Source organism: Synechococcus sp. W55.1, from assembly GCF_047461655.1.
GTDB lineage: Bacteria > Cyanobacteriota > Cyanobacteriia > Thermostichales > Thermostichaceae > Thermostichus.
In genome coordinates this window covers 38,812-49,940 of the sequence record NZ_JANSHN010000021.1, presented here as the reverse complement: position 1 = coordinate 49,940, position 11,129 = coordinate 38,812, and the positions used below count along the sequence as shown (strand labels likewise).

Annotated in this window: 10 protein-coding genes and 3 pseudogenes; 12 read left to right on the top strand and 1 reads right to left on the bottom strand. The window is 54.3% G+C overall.

Features of this window, described 5'->3' with window-relative positions:
• On the top strand, positions 1-74 hold a 74-nt coding region (locus NW816_RS10835), incomplete at its 5' end, for a hypothetical protein (protein WP_414409163.1).
• Between the two features lie 77 nt (positions 75-151).
• The gene (locus NW816_RS10830) at positions 152-541 is read left to right on the top strand and encodes a gamma-glutamylcyclotransferase (RefSeq protein ID WP_099812288.1); all 390 of its coding nucleotides are present in this window, start codon (positions 152-154) and stop codon (positions 539-541) included.
• 38 nt (positions 542-579) lie between these two features.
• Here NW816_RS10830 and NW816_RS10825 read toward each other — a convergent pair whose 3' ends face one another.
• Positions 580-1,815 (bottom strand): amidohydrolase family protein, encoded by a 1,236-nt coding sequence (locus tag NW816_RS10825; RefSeq protein ID WP_414409155.1) that lies wholly within the window; start codon positions 1,813-1,815, stop codon positions 580-582.
• Positions 1,816-2,090: 275 nt separating this feature from the next.
• On the opposite strand from NW816_RS10825, the gene NW816_RS10820 reads away from it, so the two are divergent.
• From NW816_RS10820 to rpsD, 10 genes and pseudogenes are all read left to right on the top strand, one after another.
• Positions 2,091-3,245 carry a BMP family ABC transporter substrate-binding protein gene (locus NW816_RS10820; RefSeq protein ID WP_414357561.1) on the top strand — a complete coding sequence of 385 codons (1,155 nt, stop codon included), beginning with the start codon at positions 2,091-2,093 and terminating at the stop codon, positions 3,243-3,245.
• Positions 3,245-4,339, top strand: coding sequence for an ABC transporter permease (locus NW816_RS10815; RefSeq protein ID WP_414406450.1), 1,095 nt, complete (start codon positions 3,245-3,247; stop codon positions 4,337-4,339). The genes NW816_RS10820 and NW816_RS10815 overlap by 1 nt, the downstream gene beginning before the upstream one ends.
• Positions 4,340-4,407: 68 nt before the next feature.
• Entirely contained in the window at positions 4,408-5,355 is a 948-nt protein-coding gene (locus tag NW816_RS10810) for an ABC transporter permease (protein ID WP_099812292.1), read from the top strand.
• Between the two features lie 46 nt (positions 5,356-5,401).
• The gene (locus NW816_RS10805) at positions 5,402-6,043 is read left to right on the top strand and encodes a restriction endonuclease subunit R (RefSeq protein WP_414357564.1); all 642 of its coding nucleotides are present in this window, start codon (positions 5,402-5,404) and stop codon (positions 6,041-6,043) included.
• A 33-nt stretch (positions 6,044-6,076) separates the two neighbouring features.
• On the top strand, positions 6,077-7,105 hold the full coding sequence (locus NW816_RS10800; RefSeq protein ID WP_414357565.1) for a formamidase: 1,029 nt from the start codon (positions 6,077-6,079) through the stop codon (positions 7,103-7,105).
• A gap of 51 nt (positions 7,106-7,156) precedes the next feature.
• Positions 7,157-7,423 (top strand): annotated as a pseudogene (locus tag NW816_RS10795) (NADP-dependent phosphogluconate dehydrogenase); the annotation flags it as partial.
• A 337-nt stretch (positions 7,424-7,760) separates the two neighbouring features.
• Positions 7,761-8,463 (top strand): annotated as a pseudogene (locus NW816_RS10790) (IS5 family transposase).
• Between the two features lie 11 nt (positions 8,464-8,474).
• Positions 8,475-8,942 (top strand): annotated as a pseudogene (locus NW816_RS10785) (zinc ribbon domain-containing protein); the annotation flags it as partial.
• Between the two features lie 122 nt (positions 8,943-9,064).
• Positions 9,065-10,201: a GDP-mannose 4,6-dehydratase gene (gene gmd / locus NW816_RS10780; RefSeq protein ID WP_414357356.1), complete on the top strand. Its 1,137-nt coding sequence runs from the start codon at positions 9,065-9,067 to the stop codon at positions 10,199-10,201.
• 176 nt (positions 10,202-10,377) lie between these two features.
• Positions 10,378-10,989, top strand: coding sequence for a 30S ribosomal protein S4 (gene rpsD / locus NW816_RS10775; protein WP_011432724.1), 612 nt, complete (start codon positions 10,378-10,380; stop codon positions 10,987-10,989).
• The last annotated feature ends 140 nt before the right edge of the window (positions 10,990-11,129 follow it).

Here is an 11,129-nt window from a genome sequence, read left to right as displayed (position 1 = left end):
TCGGGGCCCACACCTTTGAGCGCATCGACAGGCCGGGCGTCTTTCACCATGAGTGGAATGCCAGTTCGCGTTAGCAACGGGTAGCATGAGGAGGTCTTGGGATCCCTCTCTGGCCGGGGATCCGGAGGCGGGAGAATCTGTTTGATTTGATATGGACATTAAATTGGCCGTGAATGGCACCCTGATGCGGGGGCTACCCCTCAATGAGAACCTACTGCAAATTGGGGGTCGCTTTGTGCGGGAAGCCCAAACAGCCGCTTGTTATCGGCTTTGGTCCATCGACGGTCTTTATCCAGGCATGGTACGGGTTTGCCAGGGCGGTTCTGCAATTGCTCTGGAGATTTGGGAAATCCCTGCCCATGGGTTGGGTCAACTCCTTTTGCAAGAGCCGCCAGGCTTGTCAGTGGGCCGCATTCTTTTGGCAGAAGGGGAGGAAGTGCTGGGGATCCTAGCCGAACCCTACCTGTGTGAGGGGCAATTGGACATCACCGCTTGGGGGGGGTGGCGAGCCTACATCGCTTCCAGAAATAGACAGGAATAATCGCATTTCACCAGCTTTTCCCAGTCGCAGCTTCGACATCAGTTGACCCGCTGGGGATCCCGCCACAGTACCTGGCCCTGCCGCATCGTCAGCACCACATCTGCCGGGGTAACCCGAGTGAGAATCGACGCAATTAGATGACGACTGGCCCGCAAATGAGGACGGGTGAAGTCCAGCACCACCAAATCGGCGGGCAGCCCCACATCCAAATAGCCGTACACATCGGATCCCAGTAGAGGCCGTAAATGTCGGATGTTGCTGGTCACCATCTTCAAAATCTCGACTGGATCAGGGCGCACCGCATCTCCAAACTGGCTTTTGGCCACTTTGTAGGTGAAATCCAGCTCTGCCAAAAGGTTCGGGCTATTCAAAAGTCCGTTGTCGGTGCCTAGCAAGAGATTGGCCTCACTCTCCAGCAGGCGGGCAATCGGCGGGAGAGGCAGTCCCAAGTTGGCATTGGCCCGTGGGTTCAAAACGACATTCACCCGATGCCGGGAGAGCAATTGAATTTCCGCTGCGTTGGCCACCGTTGCGTGAATCACCCAATGGGGACGGTAAAAATCAAGAGCACGCTCCAAATCTCCCCGTCCGGCGATGGCCAGACTGACCTCTCGATACCCCTCATTTTCCAGACAGTGGATGGCCCGCAGCTTGCCTATTTTCTCGGTCAGGTCGTGGATCTGCCGCCAGGCGGGTTCCGTCAAATCGTTCAGGGTGCTCTCGGAAAATCCATCTGCTACTGCCAGAATCTCTTGCAATTCTTGATAGGCTTGGGGGTTTAAGGGATCCCGATTTTGCCGCAATTGCTCCTCACTGAAAGGGAGGCTCTCAAACTGGCCCAAGATCACTGAGTGGATCCCGGTTTGGGCTGCAGCTTCCCGCAACAGTTGGCAGCCGTAGACCCCCTGCTCGCGAAAATCGATGTGTCGGATGGTGCCCGTTGCCGCCATGTAGCGCAGGTGAGCGGCGATGTGTTCCAGGTGCTGTTGCGGCGACTGTTTGGCTAACTCTCGATATTTGTAGCCGTCAGGTCGGAAGAACCCCTCTTCCAAAGTCAGGCCTGTCGCCCCATCCGGCAGACAGCTATCCCCCATGTGGGTGTGGCTGTTGGTGAAAGCCGGCAAAATCACCCAGGATCTCTGTTCCAACCCAACAATGGGATCCCCCAGTTCCATGCAGGTAACGGTGTCTTGTTCTACCCCGAAGCAGGAGCAGCGATGGGGAACCAGATCCGGGCCGGCCAGAACAACACCCTCTTGCCATTGAAAACCCATAAAACCCACTCGCAAAACTCATCAGACTTGAGAATGTTATCAGTGCCAAAAACGGGCTAACCGAACTTTGGGTGAGCGGGAAGGACTTTTGCCAGCATAAAGTGAAGCATCAAAACTTTGAATCGAGAAAACTGTAATTTAGACTACCAAAACTTCTCGATAGAGGCTATTAAATCCAGTAGTTGCTGCCAGGGGTTCAGCAGAGGTTCAGAACCTCACCGAGTCTGCTGGGTCTCGTCTTTCCAGAAAGCTTATTCACGAATAGGATTCTCAACATGAGCCGGCCATTGTTTCGTCATCTGTACACTCGTAGGCAGCTCCTTCGCTCTGGTGCTGCCGCCGCTGCCATCACCTTGACCTCACAGTTGTGGCGTGCCCAGGCCCAGAACAAGAAAGAGATCACCATCGGCTTTATTTACGTTGGCCCCAAAGATGACTTTGGCTGGAACCAGGCCCATGCAGAGGGAAAAGTTGGCTTGTCCAGCCTAACTTGGGTGAAAACCGTTGAAGAAGAAAATGTGCCGGAAACGGTGGCCGTGGAAGAAACCATGCGGGCCATGATCGAGCAAGATGGGGCAACGGTACTCTTTCCCACTTCTTTTGGCTACTACGATCCCCATATCTTGCGGGTAGCCAAGGAATATTCAGAGGTACAATTCTTTCACGCCGGTGGACTTTACATTGAGGGAGTGCATCCGAAAAACGTCGGTAGCTACTTCGGCTACTTGGATGAAGGCCACTACATCAACGGGGTGCTGGCCGGTTCCATGACCAAAAGCAACCGCCTTGGGTTTATCGCCGCCAAACCCATTCCCATTGTGTTGCGCAACATCAACAGCTTTACCTTAGGAGCCAAGAGTGTCAACCCCAACATCACCACTCAGGTGATCTTTACGGGAGATTGGGCTCTACCTGTCAAAGAGGCAGAAGCTGCCAACAGCATGGCCGACCAAGGCATCGATGTGCTCACCTGCCATGTGGACAGTCCCAAAATCGTTATCGAAACAGCAGAGCGGCGAGGTCTGATGAGCTGTGGTCACAACACCAGCCAAGCGGCGCTGGCTCCCAAGGGCTATTTGACGGGCGCTGAATACGACTGGACAAGCGTCTATACCCAGTTTGCCGAAGCCATCCAGGCGGGCAAAACCCTGATGAACGGTGGGATCCCCCACCTCATTCGGGGGGGTATCAAAGAGAAATTCATTAAAACTTCCCCCTGGGGATCGGCAGCCAGCGATGAGGCCAAAAAAGCTGGAGAAGCGGCCCTTGCCCAGTTGCAAGCTGGCTCGTTGGTCATTTACAAAGGCCCTCTCAAAGACAATACCGGCAAAGAGGTGATCCCTGCCGGAGTGGAATACGGCCAGCGGGCAATCGAGCTGGAATCCATGGACTACCTGGTGGAAGGCGTGATCGGGAGTATCTCTAGCTGATGGCTACCACCTCTTCTGCTGTTTCCCGCTCGGTTCCGCTGCGGTGGCGCTCCAGCCTTGAGCCGATCCTACTGCCCTTTGGGGCTTTGTTGGCCTCGCTGTTGATCTTCGGCTTGTTTTGTGCCATGGCCGGCGCAAATCCCTTCGCCGTCTATGGCTCCATCTACAGAGCTGCCTTCGGCAGTTGGTTCTCTTGGCAAAATACTCTGCAACGGGCGGCTCCCCTGATGCTCACCTCCCTGTGTACCATCCTGCCGGCCCGCATGGGGCTGGTGATCATCGGCAATGAAGGAGCTCTGGTGATGGGGGGGGTGGCAGCTGTGGCGATGGGGCTGTGGGCGGGATCCCTGGCTCCACCCGTGGTCGTTTTCCTGATGGCCTTGGCGGGCATGGTGGCCGGTGGCCTGTGGATCATGGTGGTGGGGGCACTGCGCCACTACCGGGGTGTGAATGAAACCATCAGCAGCCTGTTGATGAACTACATTGCCATTGCCCTGATGAACCATTGGGTGGGGGGGCCGCTGCGGGATCCCAGTTTCTTGAGCAAGCCCTCCAGCTTTGCCGTTGACGAGGCCAACATGTTGGGTCGGCTATGGGGCACCCGCATCCACTTCGGCTTGGTCTATGGCATCGTTGCCTGCCTGGTTGCCTATGTGTTGATTCAACGCACCACGTTGGGTTTTTCGGTGCGCATAATAGGGGGTAACCCAAAGGTGGCCCGAATGGTGGGGATTGCTGTCGGTAAACTCACACTGTTAATCACCTTTCTGGCCGGCTCCTGTGCCGGCTTGGCGGGCATGGTAGAGGTGGCTGCCGTACACGGGCGGGCCAATGAGTCCTTGACTGTGGGCTATGGCTACAGCGGCGTTCTGGTGGCCTTTGTCGCTCGACAAAACCCAGCCGCAGCAGTGGCGATGGCTATCCTCCTGGGAGGGATCCTGGCCAGCGGCAGCATTTTGCAGCGCTCCCACAATTTGCCGGATGCTACTGTGTTGGTGTTTCAGGGCATTGTCTTTTTGCTGATTCTCTACAGCGAATCCCTCTACGGGCGCTTCGACTTTTTTCGGGATCGAGAACCCTCAGAACCAGCCTAGATAACTGGCCCCCGAAGTAGCAATGATTTGGTCAAGTAACCAATTCAGTGGTCAGGAGAAAAACTCAGATGGAAACAGAAGCCCTAGGATGGTGGGGGATCCCCTTGGCGGTGATCGCCGGAACCTTGCGGGGAAGTGCGCCTTTTTTGTTCGTCAGCTTGGGGGAGTGTCTGACGGAAAAAAGCGGCAAAATCAACCTCGGCCTAGAGGGATCCCTGTTGATGGGGGCAATGAGCGCCTACGCCATCTCCTTCCTCACCCAAAACACGGCAGGCAGTGTGGTCGCGCCTTGGTTAGGGGTATTGGTGGCCGGGTTTGCCGGTTTAGCCTTGGGAGGGATCCACGCCTTTTTGGCCCAACAACCTCGGGTTAACGATGTTGCGGTGGGCATTGCTATGATCATCTTTGGCAGTGGAATGGCCTTTTACCTGGGCAAACCCTTCATTCAGCCCGCAGCCCCCCGGCTACCTGCCTTTGAGTTGGGAAATTGGAGCAGCAGTCCTGCCATTCAAGCTGCCCTAAAACTGAGCCCACTTCTGCTGCTGGGGATCCTCCTGGCCTTTGTCATGCACTGGTTCTTTCGCTCCACTCGTTGGGGCCTATTCGTGCGGGCTGTGGGCGACAACCCCGATGCAGCACGGGCCATGGGGATCTCGGTGCCCAAGGTAAGGGCTCTGTGCATCATGGCAGGCAGCTTCTTGGCAGCCGTGGGAGGAGCTTACCTGTCCCTATACTACCCCGGCAGTTGGACAGAACGCATTTCCAGCGGACAAGGCTTGATGGCCGTGGCCCTGGTGATCTTTGCCAAGTGGAACCCGTTGCAGTGTTTATTGGCTGCTTTTTTGTTCGGCGGAGCTCAGGCGATTGGGCCAGCCTTGCAGTCGGTGGGTGTGCAGTCCAACTACTACCTGTGGAATGCCGCTCCCTACGTGCTGACCTTGGGGATCATGATCCTGACCAGTTCTCCGCGGCGAACCCTGGCAGGCATGCCTGGGGCCTTGGGCACCGGGAAGTAGCCGACTGGCTATAGTCGAAGTGAACCCGATTTAGGGATCCCTGGTTATGACCGCTGTACAAACCCGACCTGCCAATACCCTGACTCTGAGAGAGGTTCACGAGCTCTTAGGGCTGTGTCGGGGAGATTCTTTAGAGTTCGAGGAAAAACTGGACTTACCCCCTTTGACTGAACGGGAGATTGAGGAGCTGACCCAACTCCAGGAATTGTATTTTAGCTATCTGGCCGATGACACTCTGAATGAAGGGCAAGTCAAATTTCTGTTTGTTTCTCCACTTCTCAAACTGGCAGGCTTTCTATCGAGCGACATCAAAATTAATCTAGAAGAAAATATTGCCGATATTATCGTTGAGGAGGAAGAAGGCCAAGTTGCCATCAAAGGTCGTGTAGACTTACTCGCCATTAGAAGAGGAGCAAGAGAGAGCTTTTGGATCCTCGTGATAGAAACCAAGGGAGGAACAGTAGCTACAAGCCTGGCCATCGCCCAATTATTGACCTATGCTTACAAAGGAATAAAAAATCAAGAATTTGTTTGGGGATTAGCTACAAATGGAGAAGACTACCAATTTATCTTGTTACAGCAAGGTTCACCCATTACCTACCATTATCTACCTAAGCTGGGATTGCTAGATAGCAAATCGATACATCGGCTTTTACAAGTTCTTAAATCCATTCGACTAACTCTCTAACCCATTCCATCTTCATCAGCAAAGGATTTGATCATGAGTGGACTCGGTGGCCTGAATAAAACTCCCAACGGTGTTGTATTGGGACTGGTGCAACTGCAGCTACCCAATGTGGTTACTCCCGATGATCTGGCGGCGCAAACCCAAAAGATAGTCAGTATGGTGGGGAAGGCTCGCCGCAGCATGCCCAGCATGGATTTGGTGGTCTTTCCGGAGTACTCTCTGCACGGCCTGTCGATGGACACTAATCCGGAGATCATGTGCCGACTGGATGGACCAGAGGTAGCTGCCTTCAGTGCCGCCTGCCGAGAGAACGATATTTGGGGCTGCTTCTCAATCATGGAATACAACCCGCAGGGTAATCCCTATAACAGCGGCATTATTCTCGACAATCGAGGGAACCTACAACTGTACTATCGCAAGCTGCATCCTTGGGTTCCCGTCGAACCTTGGGAGCCGGGAAATTTAGGGATCCCTGTCTGTGATGGCCCGAATGGCTCAAAGATTGCCCTGATCATTTGTCATGATGGCATGTTTCCAGAAATGGCCCGCGAGTGTGCCTACAAAGGGGCCGAGATTATGTTGCGCACTGCCGGATATACTGCCCCCATTCGCCACAGTTGGCAAATTACCAATCAGGCCAATGCCTTTTGCAATTTGATGGTGACGGCCTCGGTGTGTATGTGTGGGTCGGATGGCACGTTTGATTCTATGGGGGAGGGCATGATCTGCAACTTTGATGGCACCCCCCTGGTCATGGGATCCCATCGCCCTGATGAAATCATTACTGGCGAAGTGCGCCCAGATTTGGTGCGGGAAGCTCGCATCCATTGGGGTGTGGAAAACAACATTTATCAATTCGGACACCGTGGCTATGTGGCCGTCAAAGGCGGAGCCCAAGATTGCCCCTACACCTACATGCAGGATTTGGTGAATGGGGCCTATCGCCTGCCCTGGGAAGAGAAAGTGATCCACAAAGATGGCAGCGCCTGTGGATTTCCTCCTGCCACCCGCCTTTACCAGGAATCCTCCCTCACCGAGGCAGCTTATACTGGCTCTACTTGAAGATTTCGTCGATACTAGAGACACTACACCCGCGTAGACTGGGCAGATGAGGAGTTTAAGCAGGCCCTCCAGGAACGGCAGGGATCCTGGCGGCGGGTGGTGGCCACAGCGGCGGCCTTGGGGATCCCGTTCGCGTCAGTGGTGCGGAGCACTTTCCCGGCCATCAGCGCTTCCTTGGCCTACTACGACAGCTACCGTACCGCCAACCTGCCCCAGAACCTCACCCAAGCCCAGCGGGACTTCTTCGGGGCCCACACCTTTGAGCGCATCGACAGGCCGGGCGTCTTTCACCATGAGTGGAATGCCAGTTCGCGTTAGCAATGCCTAGCATGAGGTGTTCTCCAATCGCCTTCCACTCAGGAGAAGAATGGATGGCGAGCAGCCCAGCTCCGGCCAAAACAAGCCTCTAGACCTGTAGGCGAAAGGACTCCGCTCCACTAGCGCATTTGCCGAAGCCTCATGTGGCGATATAGTTGTTTCAGTTTAGGCTGAGACAGACGGGCTACTGAGAAAAACCTTCTGGCCTTCTGTATTCAAGGTTCTGGTTGTGGGTTCAATGTCCTAGGTCGTGTTGATCTTATGTTGAGATAGAGAGAATAATTTATGGAGGAAAGAGGATGAAGTTGGTTTTTTAGATGAAAACAAATGGCAGAAGATATTGGCTTTTTACGGACAGAAGAGAGAGTTAACATTGGGAAAGAAGCAAACTGTAAACAGTTTATTGAAGCAGTTCTTTGGATGGCACGTTCTGGTGCTCCTTGGCGCTACCTCCCAGAAGGATATGGCAAATGGTACACCATTTATCAAAGATTCCATCGGTGGAGTCGTTTTGGGGTGTGGGAACGGATGTTCAAGTATTTTATTGACGACCCTGATTTAGAGCATCTCATTATTGATTCAACCATGGTTCGAGCGCACTCCTGTGCTGCCGGAAAAAAGGGGAGCAAACTTTGGGGAGAAGCCGGGGGGATACAGCACTAAGATTCATGTGAGTGTAGATGGGTTGGGAAATCCGCTGGAATTGAGGATAACTGGCGGAGAAAGGAACGATATTACTCAAGGGGAAGAATTGATAGAGGGCTGGCAGAGAGAGGATACCAAAGTAATTGGGGATAAAGGATATGATGCCGATAAGTTGATTGAGAAGATAGGGGAAGCTCAAGCGGTTATTCCGCCTAAAAGGAATAGAAAGACGCAGCGGTATTATGACAAGCATTTATATAAAGAAAGGCATTTAACCGAATGCTTTTTTTCATAAGTTGAAGCAGTACCGGCATCTATTTTCTCGTTTTGACAAGTTGGCAAGAAACTTCTTGAGTTTTCTCTATCTCGTCAGTGCTCTCTTTTGGCTCAAATAAAAGATCAACACAACCTAGTGGACGAGTGCCATCGCAAGGTAGCAGCGTTCCTGACCGATCACTACCGCTTGATATTTCTGCCCACCTTCGAGTCGGCCCAGATGGTTGCCAAGGCGGGAAGAAAGTTTGGTAGCAAGACGGCTAGGGCGATGCTGACCTGGGCGCACTATCGGTTCAAGCAGTTCCTGAAGTTCCAAGCCAGGAAGAAGAACGTGGTGGTGGATGTGTCAGAGGCGTACACCAGCAAGACCTGTACGAGGTGTGGGCATATCCACACCCAGTTAGGGGGTGCGAAGGTGTTTGTCTGTCCCGAATGCAACCACAAGCTACCACGGGATTGGCAAGGCGCTCTGGGGGTATTCCTCAGGGCTTTGCGGGATACCGCCATTCTGTTCAGTACTGAGCAGGATGCTATCGCTGCTTCTCTGGGCAGCAATGTGTGGCTACGCCACGCAAGCGAACAGGAAAGTTCAGCGTAAATGTATCAGTCCTGCTGCACTATAATGTTCTCGCTTCAAGGTCTCCGCTTTGAGGTTTGCCATTGGACTTGAGCCTTGAGCCACTTGGTTCTTCATTTTTCCCGATCTTTGCCCCCAACTCTATGACCCAACGTGCCCTAATTACCGGCATCACCGGACAGGATGGCTCTTACCTGGCCGAGCTGTTGTTGCAGAAAAACTACGAAGTTCACGGCATCATCCGCCGCGCCAGCACCTTCAACACCGACCGCATCGACCACATCTACGTGGATGCCCATGACCCCCAGGCTAGGCTATTCCTTCACTACGGGGATCTCACGGATGGCACCACCCTGCGCAGGATCCTGGAACAGGTGCAGCCGACGGAAGTGTACAACCTGGGGGCCCAATCCCACGTGCGGGTGAGCTTTGATGCGCCGGAATACACTGTTGATGCAGTGGCCATGGGTACCCTGCGTCTCCTAGAGGCCATCCGCGACTATCAGCAGCGCACCGGGATCCGGGTGAAGTTTTACCAGGCAGGCTCCTCGGAGATGTTCGGCCTGGTGCAGGAGATCCCGCAAAAGGAGACCACCCCCTTCTACCCGCGCAGCCCCTATGCCTGTGCCAAGGTGTACGGCTACTGGCAGACGGTCAACTACCGCGAAGCCTACAACCTCTTCGCCTGCAACGGTATCTTGTTTAACCACGAAAGCCCACGGCGAGGGGAAACCTTTGTAACCCGCAAGATCACCCGCGCCGTCAGCCGCATCGTTGCCGGCAAGCAAAGCAAGCTGTACCTGGGCAACCTGGATGCCAAGCGGGACTGGGGCTACGCCAAAGACTACGTCGAGGGGATGTGGATGATGCTCCAACAACCCCAGCCGGATGACTATGTGCTGGCTACTGGGGAAACCCACACCGTGCGTGAGTTTGTGGAACGGGCCTTCGCGCTGGTGGGCCTGCCGATTACCTGGAAAGGCTCCGGCCAAGCCGAACAGGGGCTGTACAAAGACCAAGTGTTGATCGAGATCGACCCCCGCTACTACCGCCCAACCGAGGTGGATCTGCTGTTGGGGGATGCTTCAAAAGCCAAGCGAGTCCTGGGGTGGGAACCCAAAGTAAGCTTCCCGCAATTGGTGGAGCTGATGGTGCTGGCCGACTTGGAAGCCATCGGCCTGGATCCGGATCCCATCTTGGGGGAACGGCGCACCCTCAACGGCCTGCTCAGCGAAGATCGCGCCTTCATCCGCACCCAAATGGGGGTTCACTACGACTGACAAGACAGTTAGAACGGTGGAGACGGGATCCCAAAAGACAGCCTTGCCCCCTTGCCCAAAGTAGGGATCAAACGCTTAATATAGTAGATCGCCGATTCTTTTGGTGGTTTGTACTCTTGCTCCCTAGCTGACCATCTCTTGCAGAGTTTGTTTGCTGATTTTGGAGAAATGCCCGCATGTCCCGCTACACAGGTCCCCGCCTAAAAATCATTCGTCGCTTCGGGGGACTTGATCTGCCCGGTTTGACGCGCAAGCGCCCCAAAAATACCAATCCACCCGGTATGCACGGGGCCGAGCGCAAGAAAAAATCCGAATATGCCATTCGCCTGGAAGAAAAGCAGAAGGTGCGCTTCAACTACGGGCTGAGCGAGCGGCAGATGATCCGCTACATGCGCAAGGCACGGCGCTCCAAGGGATCCACCGGTTTGGCCTTGCTGCAAATGCTGGAAATGCGGTTGGATTGCATCGTATTTCGTCTTGGCATGGCTCCAACCATTCCGGCAGCTCGGCAGCTCGTGAGCCACGGCCACATAGAGGTTAACGGCCAAAAGGTAACCATTCCCAGCTATGGCTGCAAAGTGGGGGATGTGATTACGGTAAAAAACAAGGAATCTTCCCGCAAGCTGGTGGCCGCCTACGCGGAGTATCCGGGATTGTTCTTGCCAGACTACCTGGAGTTTGACAAAGAAAAGCTGCGCGGACGCATCAAGGAATTGCCCCCCCGCGAGCAAATTTGCGCCCCGGTCAACGAGCTTTTGGTGGTCGAGTTCTATTCCCGCAAGCTCTAGGGATCCCCTTTTGTGGCCATTACAAATTGCAGGGGGGGGGCGGTTTGACGTTCTCCCCACACCCGAAGGCAGGGGATTTTTCACGGTTTGCTTTTTCATAGTCTTCACAGAGTTCCCCCTCTTTCTTGCTCGCGTTGGCA

Coding starts and splice junctions, on each gene's coding strand:
- NW816_RS10830 (WP_099812288.1), top strand. CDS start 152: ATGGACATTAAATTGGCCGTGAATGGCACCCTGATGCGGGGGCTACCC.
- NW816_RS10825 (WP_414409155.1), bottom strand. CDS start 1,815: ATGGGTTTTCAATGGCAAGAGGGTGTTGTTCTGGCCGGCCCGGATCTG.
- NW816_RS10820 (WP_414357561.1), top strand. CDS start 2,091: ATGAGCCGGCCATTGTTTCGTCATCTGTACACTCGTAGGCAGCTCCTT.
- NW816_RS10815 (WP_414406450.1), top strand. CDS start 3,245: ATGGCTACCACCTCTTCTGCTGTTTCCCGCTCGGTTCCGCTGCGGTGG.
- NW816_RS10810 (WP_099812292.1), top strand. CDS start 4,408: ATGGAAACAGAAGCCCTAGGATGGTGGGGGATCCCCTTGGCGGTGATC.
- NW816_RS10805 (WP_414357564.1), top strand. CDS start 5,402: ATGACCGCTGTACAAACCCGACCTGCCAATACCCTGACTCTGAGAGAG.
- NW816_RS10800 (WP_414357565.1), top strand. CDS start 6,077: ATGAGTGGACTCGGTGGCCTGAATAAAACTCCCAACGGTGTTGTATTG.
- gmd (WP_414357356.1), top strand. CDS start 9,065: ATGACCCAACGTGCCCTAATTACCGGCATCACCGGACAGGATGGCTCT.
- rpsD (WP_011432724.1), top strand. CDS start 10,378: ATGTCCCGCTACACAGGTCCCCGCCTAAAAATCATTCGTCGCTTCGGG.